Source organism: Nocardiopsis sp. FR4, from assembly GCF_009830945.1.
Classification (GTDB): domain Bacteria; phylum Actinomycetota; class Actinomycetes; order Streptosporangiales; family Streptosporangiaceae; genus Nocardiopsis.
Genome location: NZ_VWVV01000008.1, coordinates 61,738 through 83,052 on the forward strand (window position 1 = coordinate 61,738; position 21,315 = coordinate 83,052).

The window sequence follows — 21,315 nt, forward strand, 5'->3', positions numbered from 1 at the left end:
GCCGTATTCGGACAGCACGTGCCCCCATCGCCTCCGCGGGGGACGGTGGTGACAGCACGTCCGGACCGGAGGTCGCGGCGGTTTCCGGGACCCTCGTGGAACCGTCCGGTCCTCAAAGGCCGGGAGCAGGCCGTCCGCCGCGGCCGGCCTCCGTACGCGGCGGGGAGGCACGACGGAGGACGGTAGCGGGGAGGAAGCGGTCCGGGGCCCGACGGGGCGAAGGGAACGTCGAGGGGCGGTTTATGGGGCGGCATGGCTGGCGGAACGGCTCCCGCCGGGGTGCGCACCGCAGCGAGCCGGAGAACGCGGGCGCGCTGCGGCGGCTCGGCGGTTTCATCGAGAGCACCGTTCCCAAGCGCGTCGAACCACCGCGCCTGCTCAACGTGCTCGTCGTCTCCGGCGTCATCCTGGGCCTGCTGCTGTTCGGCTACAGCACCACGCAGATCTACCTGCAGTTCGGCGGCACCCCGGGTGCGACCGAGACCCCCGGCACCCAGAACGGCGCCGAGCCCACACAGGACGCCTCCCCGGGAGCGGAGGGCAGCGAGTCGGCCGCCGGAGGGGACGGAACGCAGGGACCGCAGACCCAGGCGGGTTCGGAGCCCACCACGGTCGTCTACCGGGTCCTGGAGTCCGCCCCGACCGCGTTCACCGGCCACGTCACCATCACCAACACCTCCCGGTCCCGGCTGGACGCCTGGGAGTTGGCCCTGGCCTTCGACTCCGCACAGGTCACGAGCGTCAACGGCGCCGACTGGGAGGAGATCCGGGGCGGCATCCTGGCCCGCCAGCCCGACGGGCGCGACGGCCTGGAACCCGGGGAGTCGGTGGCGCTCACCTTCGAGGCCGAGGGCGTCGCGCAGAGCCCGATCCGCTGCTCCCTCAACGGCCACGTCTGCGAACTCTGAGCCGTCCCCTCCCGCCCCCGCCGCCCGGACACGGCGAAGACCCCCGACCGCGGTGGTCGGAGGCCTTCGACGAAGATCCAGGAAAGCGGGAACCCTAGCGGGTCACCTTGCCGGCCTTGATGCACGAGGTGCAGGCGTTCACGCGCTTGGGCGTGCCGCCCACGCGGGTGCGGACGGTCTGGATGTTGGGGTTCCAGCGGCGGCGGGTGCGACGGTGCGAGTGGGAAACACTGTTACCGAACCCTGGTCCCTTGCCGCAGACGTCGCAGACGGAAGCCACGGTAACTCCATTCAAGCGCTCGGGATCGCGCACGTCGCCGCACGCGAAGGTTCATCCGACCGGGAGAGGTCGGGCGGACTGGCTGGCGAGAACGCCAACCGTGGAAGAGTACACGAGGGACACGGACGAACGCGGCAATGCAGACCGCCGACCGGTGTCCGTACGCGCAACGGCGGGCCGCGGCGCGCAGCCGCCGACCACCGGAGCATCGAATCCGCCACGCGGGCATGGCGAAAAGGCGATGAACTCCCCCGAGTATACCCCGGTTGGGAGGGCCGGGCGCCGCGGCCGCCGACGGGACCCGGACCGCGGCCGCCGCCGGTCCGCCCCGGACCGCGCGCACCGGGCCCCGGGAAGGCGCGCGAGCGTCGCACCGGCGCACTACCGTGTCGGTGACCGGCGATCCGAGACGGGGAAGCACACGTGAGTACCTGGGACGAACCGCTGAGCAGGGGACCGCTGCGGGGGAAGACGGCGAAGGCCCTCGCCGAGAAGCTGGACCTGCACACCCTCGGCGACCTGCTGCGCTACTACCCGCGCCGCTACGACCGGCGCGGCGACCTGACCGACCTCGCCGAACTCCGCGAGGGCGAGGAGGTCACCGTGCAGGCACGCGTCCTGGACGCCAAGCGCCGCACCGTGCCCGCCCGCCAGGGCCGCCGCCGCATGGACATGATGGAGGCCACGGTCACCGACGGCACCGGCCGCCTGCACCTGACCTTCTTCAACCGCGGTTCCTACCACCAGGGCGCGCTCGTCCCCGGGCGGCTGGCCATGTTCTCCGGACGCGTCTCCACCTTCAAGGGCCGCCGCCAGCTCGACCACCCCCAGTACGAACTCCTCGACGAGGACGGCCGCGAGGGCGAGCGCGCCCGGGCCTACGCCGAGGAGCTCATCCCCGTCTACCCCGCGGTCAAGGGCCTGGACTCCGCGACCATCGCCCGCACCCTGGACATCGTCCTGGCCGACGTCGACAGCCTGCCCGACCCGCTGCCGCCCGCCCTGCGGCAGGCCCACGGGCTCCTGGACATCGCCGACGCCCTGCGCCGGATCCACCGGCCCGCCGAGTGGTCCGACGTCGGCGCCGCCCGCAGGCGCCTGAAGTGGGACGAGGCCTTCGTCCTGCAGCTCGCCCTCGCCCTGCGGCGGCACCGGGCCGGGGAGTTGCCCGCCAAGCCTCGCCCCGGGGCGGCGGGCGGGATCCTCGACGCCTTCGACGCCCGGCTGCCGTTCACCCTCACCGAGGGCCAGACCGAGGTGGGCGAGCGCATCGCCGAACGGCTCGACGCCGCGCACCCCATGCACTGCCTGCTCCAGGGCGACGTCGGCGCGGGCAAGACCCTGGTGGCGCTGCGCGCGATGCTCCGGGTGGTCGACTCCGGCGGCCAGGCCGTCCTGCTCGCCCCCACCGAGGTGCTCGCCCAGCAGCACCACCGCTCCATCAGCGCCATGCTCGGCCCCCTGGGCCGCGCTGGACAGATCGACGGAGCCGAGCACGCCACCCGGGTGGCGCTGCTCACCGGTTCCATGAACACCGCCGCGCGCCGGGAGGCCCTGCTGGACGCGGCCTCCGGCGCGGCGGGCATCGTGGTGGGCACCCACGCCCTCCTCCAGGAGCACGTGACCTTCGCCGACCTGGGCCTGGTGGTGGTCGACGAACAGCACCGCTTCGGCGTGGAGCAGCGCGACGCCCTGCGCGAGAAGGCCGCGGACGGGCGCCCGCACGTGCTGGTGATGACCGCCACCCCCATCCCGCGCACCGTCGCGATGACCGTCTACGGAGACCTCGACGTGGTCGCCCTCACGCAGCTGCCCACCGGCCGGGCCCCGGTGTCCACGCACGTGGTGCCCGCGGCGGAGAAACCGCACTTCCTGGCCCGCGCCTGGGAGCGCATCCGGGAGGAGGCCGGGGCGGGGCACCAGGCATTCGTGGTCTGCCCGCGGATCGGTGACGACGCCAGGGGCGGGGCCGAGGAGGAGGTCGACGCGCCCCCCGGGGAGCAGGAGGGGGCCCGCCCGCCGCTGGCGGTGCTGGAGGTGGCCGCGAAGCTGTCGGAGGGGCCGCTGCGCGACCTGCGGGTGGAGGTGCTGCACGGCCGGATGGCCCCCGACGACAAGGACGCGGTGATGCGCCGATTCTCGTCCGGGGAGACCGACGCCGTGGTCTCCACCACCGTCATCGAGGTGGGCGTGGACGTGCCCAACGCCACGGTGATGGTCATCATGGACGCCGACCGCTTCGGCGTCTCCCAGCTGCACCAGCTGCGCGGCCGTGTGGGCCGCGGCCAGCTGCCCGGTCTGTGCCTGCTGGTCACCGACGCCGAGGAGGGCTCTCCGGCCCGCGAGCGGCTGGCCGCCGTGGCGGCGACCACCGACGGGTTCGAGCTCTCGCGGGTGGACCTGGAGATGCGCCGCGAGGGCGACGTGCTCGGCGACGCCCAGTCGGGCGCCCGTTCCAGTCTGCGGATGCTCACCCTGCTCAAGGACGAGGAGCTCATCGGCGAGGCCCGCGAGGAGGCCACGGTCTACGCGGCGGCGGACCCGGAGCTGACGGGGTACCCGCCGCTGGCCGAGGCGCTGCGCACGCTTCTGCCAGAGGAGCGCGCCGAGTACCTGGACAAGGCCTGATCGCCGGCGCCGCGTCCTTGGCTACGGTGGGGCCATGACCCGCATCATCGCCGGTACGGCCAAGGGGAGGCGCATCTCCGCCCCCGACGGCCGCACCACCCGGCCCACCAGCGACCGCGCCCGCGAGGGGCTGTTCTCCTCCGCCCTGTCCGACCTCGGCTCCCTCGGCGGGATCCGGGTGATGGACCTGTACGCGGGCTCGGGGGCGATCGGCCTGGAGGCCCTGTCCCGGGGCGCCGCGCACGCGCTGCTGGTGGAGTCCGACCGCAGGGCGGCCCAGGTGGTCCGGGACAACATCGCCGCGCTGCGCCTGCCGGGCGCCCGCCTGGTGGCCGACCGGGTGGAGCGGGTGGTCGGCCAGGACAACCCCGGCGCCCCCTACGACCTCGTGGTCGCCGATCCGCCCTACGCCGTCTCCGACGCCGAGGTCGCCGGCGTGCTGGGTGCCCTGGTCGACCGAGGCTGGCTGGCCGAGGACGCCGTGGTCGTCGTCGAGCGCTCCAAGCGCGGCGCCGAGCCCGCCTGGCCCGAGGGGCTGGAGCGCGACCGCAGCCGGGGCTACGGGGAGGCGGTCCTCTGGTACGCCCGCCCCACTCCCGCCGGCGCACAGGTGGAAACGCCCTAAGCGGGTGGTGCCGGTATCGGCGGGGCGGTCAACCCCTACGATCGCGGTACCCGAACGTAGCTTCCGAAAGGGGCGATCCACCGTGCGCCGAGTCGTCTGTCCGGGCTCCTTCGACCCGGTGACCCACGGCCATATCGACATCATCGGCCGGGCCGCCAAGCAGTATGACGAGGTCGTCGCCGCCGTGCTCAACAACGTCAACAAACGCGGCCTGTTCACCGTCCCCGAGAAGCTGGACATGCTCCGGGAGGGCACCGCCGAGTTCGACAACGTGCGGGTCAGCGAGTTCGACGGGCTCCTCGTCGACTTCTGCCGGGAAAACGGCATCGAGACCATCGTCCGCAGCCTGCGCTCGGTCAGCGACTTCGACTACGAACTCCAGATCGCGCAGATGAACTACCAGCTCTCCGGGGTGGAGACGGTCTTCATGACGGCCAACCCGCAGTACTCCTTCCTGTCCTCCAGCCTGGTCCGGGAGATCGCCCAGCACCGGGGCGACGTCTCCAGCCTGGTCACGCCCTACGTGCAGGAGCGCCTGCGGGAGAAGTACGCCGAGCGCGCCGCCGGGGGCCGCTGACCGGTGCCGCGTCCGGCTGATTTGGGTGGTCGCGCGCATGATAGGTACAATCTTGGTTTGACCATGGGTGTCGCCGGTGCTCGGCGCGCGCTCACGCCGGTGGCGCGGTCTTCGCCGCGCACCCGGCACCAACTCCTCGTGAAAGCCCGATGACCCTGTCTCGCCTAGATCCCCGTGACCCGTTCGTGGTCGACACCCGCCAGCTGGGCCGCCAGCCGGGGTCGATGCGTACGGTCAACCGCATCGTGACCCTTCCCGAGGGGTTCTCCGTGGCGATGGCGGCCGTGCCCGAGGGCAGCGAGGTCGAGCTCGACCTGCGGCTGGAGGCGGTGATGGAGGGCGTCCTCGTCACCGGCACCGTCAGCGGCCAGCTCAGCGCCGAGTGCTCGCGCTGCCTGGACCCGCTCTCGGACGAGATCGAGGCCTCCTTCCAGGAGCTGTACCGGTACCCCTCCGACGAGGACGGGGCCGCCGGAGCGGGCGAGGACGCGGAGGACGAGGATGAGGACTACTATCTAGAGGGCGAGCTGCTCGACCTCACGCCCGTGGTCCGAGACGCCATCGTGCTCGCGATCCCGCTCACGCCGTTGTGCGGCCCCGACTGCCCCGGCCTGTGCTCCGAGTGCGGTGCCAAGCTCGCCGAGGCCGGTCCCGACCACGGCCACGGCGACAACGTCGACCCGCGCTGGGAGGCGCTCCGCGCAATCGCGGAGGACCCCGGCGAACGGTGAGTCCGTGAACCGGTCACGGAGGCCGCCCGTGCGGCCCCCGACCGGAGCACACCCTCCCCGCCACAGCGCGCGGGGTGACCAGATAAGCGACCTCCCGCGACCGCGGGGGTGACCCAGGAGGATTGAAGTGGCCGTCCCGAAGCGGAAGATGTCGCGGAGCAACACCCGGACCCGCCGTTCCCAGTGGAAGGCGTCGCGCCCGGTGCTGGTCAACTGCCCGCGTTGCCGCGACCCCAAGCAGCCCCACATCGCGTGCCCGACCTGCGGCACCTACAACAACCGCCAGGTCACCAACCCGGCGTAACGCGTGCTGGGTCTCGGGACCTCGCGCCCGAATCCCGAACCGCCTCGGGGCGGATCCGTCCACGGGTCCGCCCCGAAGTGCTGTCCGCGCCCTGGTCTCCGTACTCCCCGAGCGCCGACGTGCCGGGCTTTGTAGAGTGACCTGAGGAACAGCACACGGCTCGTACGAGCACCAGTGGCACCAGGCACCGCGCCGGGCACCGGGTTCCCGAGTTCGTGGTGGCTGCCGGGGGAGCGCGTCTCCCGCGACGGTCACCTCGTTTTCGAGCATCCGGCCGGGCCGCGGCGTCCCTCCGATCCGCCCGCGCGCCCGCAGCGGCGCGCCCGAACCGGGAAGTGAACCAGTGGCCAGCCAACTCTCCGCCTCCGAGGCCAGGGCCTTCCACCAGGCCATCGGGGTCGAGGTCGACCCCAAGATCCTGCTCCGCGCCCTGACGCACCGCTCCTACGCCTACGAGAAGGGCGGTCTGCCCACCAACGAGCGCCTGGAGTTCCTCGGGGACTCCGTGCTCGGCCTGGTGGTCACCGACACCCTCTTCCGCAAGCACCCCGACCTGCCCGAGGGGCAGCTCGCCAAGCTGCGCGCCGCCGTGGTCAACATGCGCGCCCTGGCCGACGTCGCCCGGAGCCTGGGCGTGGGCGCCTACATCCGGCTCGGCCGCGGCGAGGAGGGCACCGGCGGGCGCGACAAGTCCTCGATCCTGGCCGACACCCTGGAGGCGGTCATCGGCGCCGTCTACCTGGACCGCGGCCTGGACGTGGCCTCGGAGCTCGTGCACCGGCTCTTCGACCCGCTGATCGCCACCGCCTCCGGGCTGGGCGCGGGGCTGGACTGGAAGACCTCCCTGCAGGAGCTGACCGCCGCCCAGATGCTGGGTGTCCCCGAGTACCACGTGGACGAGAGCGGCCCCGACCACCAGAAGACCTTCCGCGCCACGGTGCGCGTGGCGGGGGAGAGCTACGGCCTGGGCGAGGGGCGCAGCAAGAAGGAGGCCGAGCAGCAGGCCGCGGAGTCGGCGTGGAAGGCGATCAAGGCCCGCTCCGAGGCGGCCGGGACCGCGGCCGAGGCCGCCGGGGGCAGTGTCTCCGGCAAGGGGCGGGGGTAGGCGGACGTGCCCGAGCTCCCCGAGGTGGAGGTGGTCCGCCGCGGCCTGGCCGAACACGCCCTGGGCCGCACCGTCGGCGCGGTCGAGGTGCTGCACCCCAGGTCGGTGCGGCGGCACCTGCCCGGCGCCGCCGACTTCGCCGCGCGCCTGTCCGGCCGGGTGCCCACCGCGGCCCACCGGCGCGGCAAGTACCTGTGGCTCACCCTGGACAGCGGCGAGATGCTCCTCACCCACCTGGGCATGAGCGGGCAGATGCTGGTCCAGCCCGTCGGCAAGCCCGACGAGAGGCACCTGCGGGTGCGCCTGCCGCTGTCGGACGGCACCGAGCTGCGCTTCGTCGACCAGCGCACCTTCGGCCACCTGCTGGTGGACGGGCCGGGGACGCGCGAGGACGTGCCCGCCTCGGTGGACCACATCGCCCTGGACCCGCTGGACCCCGGCTTCGTGCCCGAGGTCTTCGTGCGGGCGCTGCGGGCCAGGCGGACCGAGGTCAAGCGCGCGCTGCTCGACCAGTCGCTGATCAGCGGGGTCGGCAACATCTACGCGGACGAGGCGCTGTGGCGCTCGCGGCTGCACTGGGCGCACTCCACGCGGGAGCTGTCCGACGAGCAGGCCGCCGAGCTGCTGAGGCACGTGCGCGAGGTGATGACCGAGGCGCTGGAGGTGGGCGGCACCACCTTCGACGGCCTCTACGTCAACGTCAACGGCCAGAGCGGGTACTTCGAGCGCGGGCTCAACGCCTACGGGCGCCGGGACCGCCCGTGCGGCCGGTGCGGTGCGCTGATCGTGCGCGAGGCGTTCATGAACCGGTCCTCCTTCAGCTGTCCGAGCTGCCAGAGGGCGCCCCGGGCACGCGTCTGAGGGCGTTCGTACACCTGTGGTGAGCAAAGTATGTCTGCCAGGTAAGTAAGGAGTCGGGTCGTGGGGGACGACGTCGAGACCGTCCGGCTGACCGCGTGGGTGCGCGGCCACGTCCAGGGAGTGGGTTTCCGCTGGTGGACGCGGTCCAAGGCCCTGGAACTCGGCCTGGCCGGCGCCGCGACCAACCTCGCCGACGGCCGGGTCGAGGTGGTCGCCGAGGGGCCCAGGAGCGCGTGCGAGGGGCTCCTTGGCCAACTCAGGGGCGGCGGAACACCTGGTCGTGTGGACTCCGTGGTCGAACGTTGGTCCTCTGCTGGGGGCGCGTTCAGCGGATTCGTCGAGCGGTGAGTATGCTGGTGGGGTAACGCGATTCGAGCACATCGCGTGACCACGGCGGCCGGGAGGGTTCGTGCGGGGGTCTCGCGGAGTGAGAACTCGCGCGATGCGGTCTTCGCGTCGCCCGCACACGCCGGTGCAGCACGGGGTGGATGTGCTCGAATCGTGCGCTGCCACCTGCCCGACACATGCCTGTTCGGGTTGTGGCCGTTACGGACTGTTGTAATCCAATCTTGACCAGTGGCGCGCGCAGTGAGACTCTGGAAGACACATCGCGCAAACAATTCCGCCCCCGTGGAGCGGCGCCGGACGGCGTGGCCGCGGGACATCACGCGCGCGGATCATCACCGGTCACTCAGTGTGGAGGACCCACATCATGGCGAAGGCTCTGTTTGGCCACGTCGGCGGCTCCGACCCGAGGATGGTCTCGGAGGTGCGTCGGCTTCAGAAGCGGGTACGCGACCTTGAGGACGAGATCAGCCGTCTTCAGGCAAGGAACGACCAGCTCACCATGGCTGTCACCGATGCCGCCTCCAGTGCGGCCGACCGCGAGCCCGCGCTCGCCTGACCTGCACACCGTCGACGTTTCGGCTCCCAGCCAGGCTGGCCTTCCGGCATGAACGATCCATCGAAGGGGACGCCGAGAGCACGATCCAGGCGTCCCTGGCCGGAACCGTCGACGGACCGGGAAACGACTCTTCAGTCCAGCGGGCCGTGTTCTTTCCTTTCCTTTGCGGCCTCTTTTACCACCGTTGTACCCGGCGGACCCCGTCACAACCCTCCGTGTCCGCCGGACATCCCCCTCCCCCCACCCGGGCGTGGCGGTCCCTGACCGCCGACCCGTTCGGCACACCGGCCCGAACCCCGTCCCTTGGTCACCCGCTTCGTGGCACCCTTGGGTGATCGCGGTGTGTATCAGCGGTGACCGTCGTGGGAGGTGTGGGTGTATCTCAAGAACCTGACGCTGCGCGGCTTCAAGTCGTTCGCGTCGGCCACCACCCTGCGTTTCGAGCCGGGTATCACCTGTGTGGTGGGCCCCAACGGCTCGGGCAAGTCCAACGTCGTGGACGCCCTGTCCTGGGTGATGGGGGAGCAGGGGGCCAAGTCCCTGCGCGGGGGCAAGATGGAGGACGTCATCTTCGCGGGCACCTCCACCCGCCAGGCGCTGGGCCGCGCCGAGGTCAGCCTCACCATCGACAACACCGACGGTGCGCTGCCCATCGACTACACCGAGGTCACCATCCGGCGGACCATGTTCCGCAACGGCGGCTCGGAGTACGCCATCAACGGCGACACCTGCCGCCTGCTCGACATCCAGGACCTGCTCAGCGACTCCGGCATCGGCCGTGAGATGCACGTCATCGTCGGCCAGGGCCAGCTCGACACGGTCCTGCACGCCGGTCCCGAGGAGCGCCGCGCCCTCATCGAGGAGGCCGCGGGCATCCTCAAGCACCGCAAGCGCAAAGAGAAGGCGATCCGCAAGCTCAACGCGATGCAGGCGAACCTGGACCGGGTCACCGACCTCACCGCCGAGCTGCGCCGCCAGCTCAAGCCGCTGGGCCGCCAGGCCGAGCTGGCCCGCCGGGCCGCGGTCATCCAGGCCGACCTGCGCGACGCGCGGCTGCGCCTGCTCGCCGACGACATCGCCACCCTCACCGAGCAGCTGGCCAAGGAGGAGGCGGACGAGAAGGACGTCCTGGCCCGCCGCGCCGCCGCCGAGGCCGCCCTCACCCAGACCCAGGAGCGCGAGGCCGAACTGGAGGAACAGGCGTCCGCCGCCGCCCCCGTCCTGGCCCGGGCGCTGGAGGCCTACCACTCCCTGTCCCGCCTCACCGAGCGCCTGGACGCCGTGCGCGGCCTGGCCGCCGAGCGGCACCGTAACCTCGCCGCCGCGGACGACGAGCCCGCGCACCGTCGTGACCCCGAGGAACTGGAGATGGAGGCCGAGGAGGCCGCCGCCCAGGAGGAGGAGCTCCTCACCCGGTTGGAGGAGGCCCGGGAGGTCCTGGAGACCGCCGTCACCGAGCGCGCCGCCGCCGAGGACGCCCTGCACCGCGAGGAGCGGCGGCTGGAGGCAGCAGCCCGCGCCTCCGCCGAACGCCGCGAGGGTCTGGTGCGGCTGTCCGCCCGGGTGGAGAGCCTGCGGGGGCGCCTGGCCTCCAGCGAGGCCGAGATCACCCGCCTGGAGGAGGCTGCCCGCCAGGCCGCCGAGCGCGCCGAGCAAGCCCAGGCCGAGTACGAGATGGCCGCCGAGGAGTCCGCCGGACTCGACGAGGGCGACGCCGAACTCGACTCCGCCCAGGAGCGGGCCGCCCGGCTGCTCGCGGAGGCCGACGCCGAGCTCGAACGCCTGCGCGCCGCCGAGCGCACCGCCGAGGGCGAGCGCGCCGCGCTGGCCGCCCGCAAGGAGGCCCTCGAAATGGGCCTGGCGCACAAGGACGGCGCGGGTACCCTGCTGGGCGCCGACCTGCCCGGCCTGCTCGGCAGCCTCGCCGCCCTGGTCCAGGTCGAGTCCGGCCAGGAGACCGCGGTGGCCGCCGCCCTCGGCACCGCCGCGGGCGCGGTCGCCGTCCGCGACCCCGACACCGCTGTGGCCGCGCTGGACCTGCTGCGGTCCGAGGACGCGGGCCGCGCCGGAGTCGTCATCGCCCGGGCCGCCGCCTCGGTGCCCCGGCCCGACTGGCCCGCTCTGCCCGAGGGGGCCCGCTACGCGGTCGACGCCGTGGTGGCCCCCGAGCACCTGGCGGGGGCGGTGACCGCCCTGCTGGACCGCACCGCCCTGGTCACCGACACGGGGGCCGCCCGGGACCTGGTGGACAAGGTGCCGGGCGTGCGCGCCGTCACCCCTGAGGGCGACGTCTTCTCCGCCGCGCTGGTGCACGGCGGCTCCGCCGCCGCACCCAGCCTGCTGGAGGTGCAGGCGGCGGTGGACGAGGCGGCCGAGAGGCTGGAGGCGGCCACCGAGACCGCGGGGCGGATCGCGGACGAACTCCAGGAGCGCCGCGGTGAGCGCGCCGCCCTGGCCGCCGAGGTCGAACAGATCGCCGCGCGCCGCCGCCAGGGCGAACGCAAGCGCAACGAGTCCGCCCAGCGCCTGGGCAAGCTCGGCGGCCAGGCCCGCTCCGCCGAGGCCGAGTCCGAGCGCTACGCCGCGGCCGCCGCCAAGGCCGCCTCCGCACGCGAGGAGGAGGCCCAGAGGCTGGCCCGCCTGGAGGAGGAGTTGGCCGAGGCCGAGGAGGTGGCCGCCTCCATCGAGGAGGAGGCCCCCGACGCCGAGACCCGCGACGAACTGGCCGCCCAGGCCTCGCGAGCCCGCGCCACCGAGATGGAGCGCCGCCTGGCCGTGCGCACCGCCGAGGAGCGCGCCCGCTCGATCGCCGGCCGCGCCGAGCAGCTGCGGGCCCAGGCCTTCGAGGAGCGCCGAGCCATGGAGCGCGCCGCCGAACGCCGCCGCACCCGCGCCGCGCAGGCCACCATCGCCGAGGCCGTCGCCGAGAGCGCCCGGCTGGCCCTGGAGCGCATCGGGGTCTCCCTGGCCGCCGCGGAGGCCGAGCGCGCCGCCGCCGAGGCCGCCAAGGAGGAGCGCGACGCCGAACTCCGGGCGGTGCGTTCCCGGGTGCGCGAGCTGTCCGTGCAGCTGGAGAAGCTCACCAGCTCCGCGCACAGCGGCGAGGTGGCCCGCGCCGAGCGGCGCATGCGCCTGGAGCAGCTGGAGACCAAGGCGATGGAGGAGATGGGCGTGGACGTGCCCACCCTGGTCGCCGAGTACGGCCCCCGCGTCCCGGTGCCCCCGCCCGCCGACGCCGGGGAGGACGCGGTTCCGCTGCCGTACGTGCGCGAGGTGCAGGCCAAGCGGGCCAAGGCAGCCGAGCGCCAGCTCAATCAGCTGGGCAAGATCAACCCGCTGGCGCTGGAGGAGTTCGCTGCGCTGGAGGAGCGGCACGCGTTCCTCAACGCGCAGCTGGAGGACCTGAAGAAGACCCGCCGGGACCTGATGGACATCGTCCAGGAGGTCGACGCCCGGGTGCAGGAGGTCTTCTCCGCCGCCTACCTGGACGTGGAGCGCGAGTTCGCGGCGATCTTCGGGCGGCTCTTCCCCGGAGGTGAGGGGCGGCTGCTGCTCACCGCGCCCGACGACATGCTCACCACCGGCATCGAGGTGGAGGCGCGCCCGCCCGGCAAGAAGGTCAAGCGGCTGTCCCTGCTCTCCGGCGGCGAGCGGTCCCTGACCGCCGTGGCCTTCCTCGCCGCGATCTTCAAGGCCCGGCCCTCGCCGTTCTACGTGATGGACGAGGTCGAGGCGGCGCTGGACGACACCAACCTGCAGCGGCTCCTGGTGATCTTCGAGGAGCTGCGGGCCTCCTCGCAGCTGATCGTCATCACCCACCAGAAGCGAACGATGGAGGCGGCCGACGCCCTCTACGGCGTCACGATGCAGGGCGACGGGATCTCCCAGGTGATCAGCCAGAAGCTCGAACGCCCCGCATGACCCCCGGGAGGCCGGGAGCCTGGCACGCGGCCGGGGCCGCCCCGCGGGGACGGCCCCGGTACGGGCGCGGGGTCAGCCGCGCGCGATGGTGATCACCGGAGAGGTCCAGGTCTCCCAGTGCTCGGGGTTGTCCGGGTCGCCGAGCGCCTTCAGCGCGCGGACCTCCAGGCGGTACCGGCCGTCCTTGACCGGCTTGATCTTGTCGTGGCGGTCCACGACCGTGCCGTCCCAGGGGTAGCTGAAGAACGAGGTCCCGGTGGCGCTGCGGTGCACGTGGTCCACCGACACGCCGATGTTGCGGTGCGGGTGCACCGGGCGTCCGGTGCGCTCGTCGACGACGACCATCTCCAGCTTGGTGACGTGGTGGTCGAAGTGGGCGATGACGTAGGGCACGTCCGGCAGGCCGTCGACCCACTCCATGGTGTAGGTGGCGCCCTCGGGCTGGTTCTCGAAGGTGCCGCCGTCGGAGCTGGCGCACTCCAGGCCGGAGAAGGCGCCGCAGTCGGTGATCCTGGTCAGCCACGGCAGGTCGTGGGTCTCGCCGGAGCCGTCGGTGATCGGGGTCATCGCCTCGATCTCCTGGTAGTCACCGTTGTAGGCGGCGTAGGGGACCCGGTAGGCGGGGCCGTCCGCCTCGCCCACGGTGACGTACCCGCCGTAGATCATCTGGGTGAAGTCCCGGGCGGGCGGGGTGACGGTGACCGTGACCTCGGCCGACGCGCCGGGGGCGAGGGTCACCTTGTCGGTGCTGAAGGACACCTCGGCGAAGGAGCTGTTGTAGCCGGGGGTGTAGGTGCTGCCGTGGGTGCCCAGGGCGGCCTCGTGGCCCAGCTCGTAGACGGTCTCCTCGTCACCGGTGTTGGTGACGGTGAGGGTCTCGGTCACGGGGCCCTCGGTGGCGCCCAGGGACAGCTTGCCGGGGGTCACGCTCGTGGTGGCGAGCACCGCGCCGGGCACGTCGAGCATGCCCGCGCCCTGACGGTGCACGTTGTCCGGGAAGCCCAGGTCGGGGTTGCCCCACCAGGCCTTGGGGTCGGCGCTGTTCTGCAGGACGTCGCGGACCTCGTGCGCGTCCAGGTCGGGACGGGCCTGGAGCAGCAGCGCGACACCGCCCGCCACGTGCGGGGAGGACATCGAGGTGCCGCTGATGGTGGCGTAGCCGCCCTTGGCCATGGGGTAGGTGGAGTTGATCAGACCGCCCGGGGCGCCGATGTCCGGCTTCAGGCTCAGGTCCGGGGACAGCCCGAAGGAGCTGAAGGAGCTGATCAGGCCGCCGGTGGGGTTCGGAACGGTGGTGTTCTCGCCGGTCCAGGTCAGGGTGACGGGCTCGTCGCCCTCCAGCAGCTCGCGCAGGTGGGCCCCGGAGGTGTCGGAGATCCCGATGGCGAACGCGCCCTGGTCGACGATGCCGCCGCCCGCGAACATGCCCGCGACGTTGTTGTACACGACCACGCCGGTGGCGCCCGCGGCCAGGGCCGTCTCGTACTTCTCGGCGAAGGTGCAGGCGCCGCGCACGATCAGCGCGGTCCTGCCCTCGGGGTCGCCCTCCAGGGTGTCGCCCAGGGAGGTGCAGCCCCGCCCGATGTAGACGAGTTCGTCGGTCTCACCGGAGGTGGGCGGCTCGGCGGCCCCGCCCATCTCCATGTAGGCCAGGGTCTCGCCGCTGGGGTTGGCGCTCACGGAGGCGGCCTGGATGTGGGTGTTGTCGAAGGAGGCCACGCCGATGACGTCCTCGCCCAGGCCGGGCGCGCCCGCGGAGTACAGGCCGGTGTCACCCGAGTTGCCGATGGAGGCGACCACGACCATGCCCTCGTCGACGAGGTTGTCGGAGGCGACCGCGGTGGGGTACTGCGGCCAGGAGTGGGCGGAGCCGATGCTCATGTTGAGCACGTCCATGCCGTCGTCCAGGGCCCGCTCCATGGCGGCGATCATGATGTCGGAGGTCGTGGAGCCGGTGCATCCGAACACCTTGTAGGCGCCGAACTCCACGCCGGGGGCCACGCCGGTGACCTCGCCCTCGGCGCCCACGATCCCGGCCACGTGCGTGCCGTGTCCGTTGCAGTCCTGGGGGTCGTCGTCGGGGACGGGCTCCGAGCCCGGGACGCCCGCGTTGAAGTCGTCGCCGACGAAGTCGTGCCCGGTGACCACGCGGTCGTTGGGGAAGGACCCGCCGCCCAGGTCGGGGTGGGTGTAGTCCACGCCGGTGTCCATGATGGCCACCCGCAGTCCCTCGCCGGTCAGGCCCAGCTCGTTCTGCGCGATGTCGGAACCGGTCATGGGCAGCGCGGTGTCCAGGTCGGGCGCGCTGTCCTCGGTCTCGGGGATCCGGAAGGAGACGACCGGGTGCAGGGCCTTGACGCCGGGGATCTCCCGCGCCGTGCCGACCTGGGCGTCGTCCATCTCCACGGAAAGGCCGTTCCACAGGTCGCGGAAGGCGTGCCGTTCGGTGTACTCCAGGCCGTACTCCTCGGCCTCGGCCCGGAACTCCTCCTGTTCCTCGGCCACCGCGGTCTCGGAGGAGCCGTCGGTGGTGGGAGGACTCTCCAGTTCGATGAACCACAGGCCGGCGGCCTGGTGGGTCAGTTCGCCGTTCTCGGCGGAGGGGGCGGGGTACAGGGGGGCGAGTTCGGAGGACTCGTCGGCGCTTGCCGGTGTGGCCGCGACCAGGCCCGCCATGAGTGTCAACCCGGCGAGGGGGGCCAGGCGCGTTCGGTGGGGTGCCACCTTGTCAACACATCCCTTCTCGGTGCGCGCCGCGGGACATCGGGGGAGCGGGGGTATTCCACCGGGTACGACTGTGGCGTTCGGGGGGATACGCCGCTTCATGTCCGTACTCGGTTAGTCGGCGCGCATAGCAACGAGATCATTGCGCTGCGCCATGAACGTGTCAATGTTCACCAAGACTCAATCCGGCCACATAGCGGGACATTGACTCTGCCCATTGTCATATTTCCACGAAACGGGCAATCTTCTTTTTTCGTCATTAACCACGCAAAAAGGTGAGGGAAAGCTGAGCTGTACCGAGGCTGACACTCCGACGAATCCGCAGGCCAGCGTAGCCCCGGGGGTACCCGGGCAGCCCGCGACGGGCCGAGTACGCTGGACGGGACGGACCGCCCGCGGGCGGCCCGTCCGGTGTCGAGGGAGCGAAGTCCGGTACCGCGGCCGCTGGCCGCCGAACCCGGCGCTGTCCCGCAACTGTGGAGCCCCGCCCGGGGACGAGCCAGGTCGCCTGCCCGACACCGACGTCCCCGTCCTCGTGGGAAGGACAGGCCGTCCCCGCCCGGACCCGTGCTCCTTCCCCCGCCACGAAGGAGCACCGTGCGCACCGCACGCCGCATTCCCCTCGCACTCCTCGGAGCCGCGCTCGCCCTGACCGCCTGCGGCGCTCCGGACAGCGGTTCCCCCGACACCGACGAGCCCGCCGCCGGTGAGGGCGCCTTCCCCGTGACCGTCACCGACGCCACCGGCGAGGTGACCATCGAGCAGGCCCCCGAGCGGATCGTCTCGCTGTCGGCCAGCCACACCGAGATGCTCTTCGCCATCGGCGCCGGAGACCAGGTCGAGGCGGTCGACGAGTACTCCACCTACCCGGAGGAGGCCCCGACCACCGAGCTGAGCGGCTTCGAGCCCAACGTGGAGGCGATCAGCGAGTACGACCCCGACCTCGTCCTGCTCGCCCGCAGCGCCGAGGAGACCGCCGACCAGCTGGAGTCCCTGGGCATCCCCGCCCTGGTCCTGGACGCCGCCGCGGACCTGGAGGACACCTACGCGCAGATCCGCCTGCTCGGCGAGGCCACCGGCCACGCCGAGGAGGCCGACGCCGAGGCCGAGCGGGTGGAGAGCGACTTCGACGCGGTCGTCGAGGACGTGCGCGAACAGGTCGGCGAGGTCGATCTGACCTTCTACCAGGAGCTCGACGACACCTCCTACTCCGCGACCTCGGCCACCTTCGTGGGCCAGGTCTACGCCGCATTCGGACTGGAGAACATCGCCGACGCCGCCGACGAGGACGGGAGCGGCTACCCGCAGCTGTCCCGGGAGTACATCGTCGAGGAGGATCCGGACCTGATCTTCCTGTCCTACGGCGACGAGTCCGCGGTCGCCGACGTGGCCGCACGTCCGGCCTTCGACACCGTCACCGCGGTGAGGAACGACGCCGTCTACCTCCTCGACGCCGACATCGCCTCCCGCTGGGGACCGCGCGTGGTCGAGTTCGCCGAGCTCGTGGGCCAGGCCGTCGTCGAGAACGCGGGCGAGTAGCGTGCGCGGCGGTGCCGGCCCGTCGGCCGGATGGTTCGCGGCGGGGCTGGTCACGCTGTCCGCGGCCGTCCTCCTGGGCGTCTCCGCGGGCGCGGCCTCCCTGTCCGCGGCCGACATCGCCCGCCACCTGCTCAGCCTCCTGCCGCTCGGCGTCGAGTCACCGCTGACCGAGCGGCAGGAGGCCCTGCTCGTGCAGCTGCGCCTGCCCCGCGTGGTCATGGGCGTGCTCGTGGGCGCCCTCCTGGCCACCGCCGGCGGCGCCTACCAGGGGGTGTTCCGCAACCCCCTGGCCGACCCCTTCCTGCTCGGCGCCGCCGCCGGGGCCGGGCTCGGCGCGACCCTGGTCATCGTCTTCGGCGCGCAGTTCAGCGACTCCCCTCGCGCCCTGGTCCCAGTGGCCGCCTTCCTGGGCGCCCTGTTCGGGGTGGCCGCCGCCTACCTGCTCGGCGCCACCGCGGGAGGAGGCGGCACGGCCTCGCTGGTCCTGGCGGGCGTGGCCGTCTCCTCCTTCCTCTCCGCCGCCCAGACCCTCGTGCAGCAGATGGGCGTGGACCAGCTCCAGCGCATCTTCTCCTGGCTCCTCGGCGGGATCGGCGGCGGCGGATGGGACGACGTGCGCCTGGTCTGGCCCTACGCGGCGGTCGCACTGCTCGTGCTGCTGGCCTGCGGCTACCTACTGGACATGCTCGCCCTGGGCGACGACAAGGCGGTCAGCCTCGGCCTGAACCCGGCCGCCGTGCGCCTGGTCGTGATCGGCGCCGCCTCCCTCGCCACGGCCGCCGCCGTCTCGGTCAGCGGCCTGATCGGCTTCGTCGGGATCGTCGTCCCGCACGTCGTGCGCCGCCTGGTGGGCTCCAACTACCGGGCGATCCTGCCCGTCACCGTGCTCCTCGGCGGCGCCTTCATGGTCCTGGTGGACATCGTCGCCCGCACCCTGGTCGCCCCCGCCGAACTCCCCATCGGCGTGGTCACCGCCTTCCTCGGCGCGCCCTTCTTCGTGCTCATCCTGCGCACCACCCGCCACCGCGGCACCTGAGCCCCCTGCCCCGTCAGCGCTGTTCCACCGGCCGTTCCCGGCGCGCCCCCGGCCCGTGACGCGAACGCGTCGCGCACTCTGCGAGACTGGGTGGCGCTATGGACATCACCTTGCTCGTTGCCATCATCATCGCCGTCGTGCTGCTGGCCGCCGGCGGATTCTTCCTGGTCAGGACCCAGAGCTCGGTCAAACCGGGCAAGGACGAGGAACGGCCCGAGACCCCCGGGGGGTCCGCGGGGGCGACCGCCGTCCAGGACCGGGAACGGGATCCGGGAACCGTGACCGGGCCTCCCGCCCAGGCGCCGCCGCCGGTGGAGGAGGCCGTCCGGCCCGCCGAGCCGGAGCTGGAGACCCCGCCCCCCTCCGCCGGTCGGATGGTCCGCCTGCGCGCGCGGCTGGCCCGCTCGCAGAGCTCCTTCGGCCAGGGCCTGCTCAACCTGCTCTCCTCCGACTCCCTGGACGAGGACGCCTGGGAGGAGATCGAGGACACCCTCATCACCGCCGACATCGGCGTGACCTCCGCCGCGCAGATCGTGGAGCGCCTGCGCACACGGGTCAAGGTGCTCGGTACCCGCGGCCCCGACGAGGTGCGCGCCCTGCTGCGCGAGGAGCTCCTCGCGCAGATCACCACCGACACCGACCGCACCGTGCGCACCGAGCCGCACGGCGACCGCCCGGCCGTGATCATGGTCGTGGGGGTCAACGGCACCGGCAAGACCACCACCACCGGCAAGCTGGCCCGCGTCCTGGTCGGCGACGGCCGCAGCGTGGTGCTCGGCGCGGCCGACACCTTCCGCGCGGCGGCCAGCGAGCAGCTCCAGACCTGGGGGAGCCGCGTGGGCGCCCCGGTCGTGCGCAGGGAGGAGGGCGCCGACCCGGCCAGCGTGGCCTTCGACGCCGTCTCCCGGGGCGTCGAGGACGGCGCCGACACCGTCATCATCGACACCGCGGGGCGCCTGCACACCAAGACCGGCCTGATGGACGAGCTGGGCAAGGTCAAGCGGGTCGTGGAGAAGCGGGCCCAGGTCGACGAGGTCCTGCTGGTCCTGGACGCGACCACCGGGCAGAACGGCCTGCGCCAGGCGCGGGTGTTCGGCGAGGTCGTGAACGTGACCGGTATCGCGCTGACCAAGCTGGACGGCACCGCCAAGGGCGGGATCATCGTGCAGGTCCAGCGGGAGCTGGGCGTGCCCGTCAAGCTGGTCGGACTGGGCGAGGGCCCCGACGACCTGGCGCCCTTCGACCCCGAGGTCTTCGTGGACGCGATCCTGTCCCAGGACTGAGCGCGGACCCCGACGGCGCGGCCGGGCACCCCCACGGGTGCCCGGCCGCGTTCGTGCGTCCCCCCGTCTGTGACGGGGGTGTACACGGAGGTCGCGACGGGGGTGACGCCCGACACGTTCCCGAAACTCCGGCGCAACACCCGGGGCGCACACCTGACCGAGCCCCCGCGGCGGCCGTGAGATGTCACGCTCCGTGTTCACGGTGGCCCCTTCCGTTCATGTGACGGGGGTCGCTCTGTGCCGGTGCACGTGCGTTCGCGAGCCCTGGGGCTTCGGTTCATCCCTCCTTAACACTGCTGTCTGTCCTTTTACGCCCGCGCAACATGTCGGGCCCAGAAGAGAAACACCCCCGCCAGACAGTGTCCTGCGTGGTGTTCTGCATCGGGCCCGATGATGCGCTCGCTGACCGCCGCCCTCACAGACAATCCCCCGTCCGTCCTATGGAGGCGACGTAATGATTGACTCCGGCAACACGACGTGGCTGCTGATCAGCGCCGCTCTCGTGATGCTCATGACCCCGGGCCTGGCCTTCTTCTACGGAGGCATGTCGCGGGCCAAGAGCGTGCTGAACATGATGCTGATGAGCTTCGCGAGCATCGCGGTCGTGAGCGTGCTCTGGGTCCTGGTGGGCCACTCGCTCACCTACTCCGACGGCGGTCCGCTCGACCCCTTCGTCGGCGGTTTCGAGTACCTGGGCCTGTCCAGCCTCATCGGTGAGATCGAGCCCATGGACGGCGAGGGCGGCGGAGGCTACCCGCTCCTGGTCGACGCCGGGTTCCAGATGATGTTCGCGGTCATCACCGTGGCCCTGATCAGCGGCGCCATCGCCGACCGCGCCAAGTTCGGCGCGTGGCTGTTCTTCGCCCCGGTCTGGGCGCTCCTGGTCTACTTCCCCGTCGCCCACTGGGTCTGGGGCAGCGGCTGGATCGGCGGCCTGTCGATCGGCGGCTACGAGGTCATCGACTTCGCCGGCGGTACCGCGGTCCACATCAACGCTGGTGCCGCCGCACTGGCCCTGACCTTCGTCCTGGGCCGCCGCAAGGGCTTCGGCTCGGAGTCGATGCGCCCGCACAACCTCCCGTTCGTCCTGCTGGGCGCCGCACTGCTGTGGTTCGGCTGGTTCGGCTTCAACGCCGGCTCCGCCTACGCCGCCGACGGCACCGCCGCACTGGCCCTGGTCAACACCCAGGTCGCCACCGCCGCCGCCACGGCCTCCTGGATGCTCGTCGAGCGCTTCCGCTACGGCAAGGTCAGCGCCCTCGGCTTCGCCTCAGGCGCCATCGCGGGCCTGGTCGCCATCACCCCGGCCGCCGCGAACGTCACCCCGATGGGCGCGATCGCCGTCGGCGTCCTCTCCGGTGCCGTCTGCGCCTACGCCATCAGCTGGAAGTTCAAGTTCAAGTACGACGACGCCCTCGACGTCGTGGGCATCCACATGGTGGGCGGCATCCTCGGCTCCCTCGTCCTGGGCCTGGTGGCCGCCGAGGTGGCGGGCGGCGCCGACGGCCTGCTCTACGGCGGCGGCTTCGGCCTCCTGGCCGTCCAGGCCATCGCGGTCGTCGGCGTCATGGCCTACTCCTTCATCGTGACGTGGGTCATCGCCAAGGTCATCGACCTGGCCGTGGGCTTCCGTATCCCGGAGGAGGTCGAGACCAACGGGCTCGACCACGAGCTGCACGCCGAGTCCGCCTACGCCTTCGACGAGCTGGACGAGCTGGAGGCGGAAGCAGAAGCGGTCTCCTCGCCGACGCCTCCGGGCGGGGAGACGGCCTCGCCGCAGGCCAAGGCCTAGGCCTCAGCGTCGAGGCCGCGGGCCTTGCGCCGTTGACGCGGTGAGGTGTTCCAGGGGCTGACGGGAGTGATCCCGTCAGCCCCGTTCTTGTGTTCGG

17 protein-coding genes are annotated in these 21,315 nt (G+C 72.4%); 15 read left to right on the forward strand and 2 right to left on the reverse strand.

Annotation, left to right across the window (positions count from 1 at the left end):
• Positions 1 to 242 precede the first annotated feature (242 nt).
• Complete coding sequence (locus FYW95_RS09660; RefSeq protein WP_160050277.1) at positions 243 to 908, forward strand: cellulose binding domain-containing protein; 666 nt, start codon at positions 243 to 245, stop codon at positions 906 to 908.
• Positions 909 to 1,002: 94 nt separating this feature from the next.
• Here the strand turns inward: FYW95_RS09660 and rpmB are convergent, their stop codons facing one another.
• On the reverse strand, positions 1,003 to 1,188 hold the full coding sequence (gene rpmB / locus FYW95_RS09665; RefSeq protein WP_013151263.1) for a 50S ribosomal protein L28: 186 nt from the start codon (positions 1,186 to 1,188) through the stop codon (positions 1,003 to 1,005).
• 423 nt (positions 1,189 to 1,611) lie between these two features.
• On the opposite strand from rpmB, the gene recG reads away from it, so the two are divergent.
• From recG to smc, 10 genes are all read left to right on the forward strand, one after another.
• On the forward strand, positions 1,612 to 3,816 hold the full coding sequence (recG, locus tag FYW95_RS09670) for an ATP-dependent DNA helicase RecG (RefSeq protein WP_159941902.1): 2,205 nt from the start codon (positions 1,612 to 1,614) through the stop codon (positions 3,814 to 3,816).
• A 34-nt stretch (positions 3,817 to 3,850) separates the two neighbouring features.
• Complete coding sequence (gene rsmD / locus FYW95_RS09675; protein ID WP_159941903.1) at positions 3,851 to 4,441, forward strand: 16S rRNA (guanine(966)-N(2))-methyltransferase RsmD; 591 nt, start codon at positions 3,851 to 3,853, stop codon at positions 4,439 to 4,441.
• Positions 4,442 to 4,523: 82 nt separating this feature from the next.
• The gene (gene coaD / locus FYW95_RS09680; RefSeq protein ID WP_159941904.1) at positions 4,524 to 5,018 is read left to right on the forward strand and encodes a pantetheine-phosphate adenylyltransferase; all 495 of its coding nucleotides are present in this window, start codon (positions 4,524 to 4,526) and stop codon (positions 5,016 to 5,018) included.
• 149 nt (positions 5,019 to 5,167) lie between these two features.
• A complete protein-coding gene (locus FYW95_RS09685) occupies positions 5,168 to 5,749 on the forward strand; it encodes a YceD family protein (RefSeq protein ID WP_159941905.1) in 582 nt (193 codons plus the stop codon).
• Positions 5,750 to 5,876: 127 nt separating this feature from the next.
• Entirely contained in the window at positions 5,877 to 6,053 is a 177-nt protein-coding gene (rpmF, locus tag FYW95_RS09690) for a 50S ribosomal protein L32 (RefSeq protein ID WP_013151268.1), read from the forward strand.
• Between the two features lie 343 nt (positions 6,054 to 6,396).
• Positions 6,397 to 7,158: a ribonuclease III gene (rnc, locus tag FYW95_RS09695; protein WP_159941906.1), complete on the forward strand. Its 762-nt coding sequence runs from the start codon at positions 6,397 to 6,399 to the stop codon at positions 7,156 to 7,158.
• A 6-nt stretch (positions 7,159 to 7,164) separates the two neighbouring features.
• Positions 7,165 to 8,019 carry a bifunctional DNA-formamidopyrimidine glycosylase/DNA-(apurinic or apyrimidinic site) lyase gene (gene mutM, locus FYW95_RS09700; RefSeq protein ID WP_159941907.1) on the forward strand — a complete coding sequence of 285 codons (855 nt, stop codon included), beginning with the start codon at positions 7,165 to 7,167 and terminating at the stop codon, positions 8,017 to 8,019.
• Positions 8,020 to 8,079: 60 nt separating this feature from the next.
• Positions 8,080 to 8,367 (forward strand): acylphosphatase, encoded by a 288-nt coding sequence (locus FYW95_RS09705; protein WP_159941908.1) that lies wholly within the window; start codon positions 8,080 to 8,082, stop codon positions 8,365 to 8,367.
• Between the two features lie 364 nt (positions 8,368 to 8,731).
• The gene (locus FYW95_RS09710; protein WP_159941909.1) at positions 8,732 to 8,923 is read left to right on the forward strand and encodes a hypothetical protein; all 192 of its coding nucleotides are present in this window, start codon (positions 8,732 to 8,734) and stop codon (positions 8,921 to 8,923) included.
• Between the two features lie 375 nt (positions 8,924 to 9,298).
• On the forward strand, positions 9,299 to 12,844 hold the full coding sequence (gene smc, locus FYW95_RS09715) for a chromosome segregation protein SMC (RefSeq protein ID WP_159941910.1): 3,546 nt from the start codon (positions 9,299 to 9,301) through the stop codon (positions 12,842 to 12,844).
• Between the two features lie 72 nt (positions 12,845 to 12,916).
• Here smc and FYW95_RS09720 read toward each other — a convergent pair whose 3' ends face one another.
• Positions 12,917 to 15,568, reverse strand: coding sequence for a S8 family serine peptidase (locus tag FYW95_RS09720; RefSeq protein WP_159941911.1), 2,652 nt, complete (start codon positions 15,566 to 15,568; stop codon positions 12,917 to 12,919).
• Positions 15,569 to 16,165: 597 nt separating this feature from the next.
• Here FYW95_RS09720 and FYW95_RS09725 point away from each other — a divergent pair.
• From FYW95_RS09725 to FYW95_RS09740, 4 genes are all read left to right on the forward strand, one after another.
• Complete coding sequence (locus tag FYW95_RS09725; protein WP_159941912.1) at positions 16,166 to 17,107, forward strand: ABC transporter substrate-binding protein; 942 nt, start codon at positions 16,166 to 16,168, stop codon at positions 17,105 to 17,107.
• A gap of 1 nt (position 17,108) precedes the next feature.
• Entirely contained in the window at positions 17,109 to 18,143 is a 1,035-nt protein-coding gene (locus FYW95_RS09730) for a FecCD family ABC transporter permease (RefSeq protein ID WP_159941913.1), read from the forward strand.
• A 98-nt stretch (positions 18,144 to 18,241) separates the two neighbouring features.
• Positions 18,242 to 19,426: a signal recognition particle-docking protein FtsY gene (ftsY, locus tag FYW95_RS09735; RefSeq protein WP_159941914.1), complete on the forward strand. Its 1,185-nt coding sequence runs from the start codon at positions 18,242 to 18,244 to the stop codon at positions 19,424 to 19,426.
• 454 nt (positions 19,427 to 19,880) lie between these two features.
• Positions 19,881 to 21,218 (forward strand): ammonium transporter, encoded by a 1,338-nt coding sequence (locus tag FYW95_RS09740; RefSeq protein ID WP_159941915.1) that lies wholly within the window; start codon positions 19,881 to 19,883, stop codon positions 21,216 to 21,218.
• Positions 21,219 to 21,315: the final 97 nt, after the last annotated feature.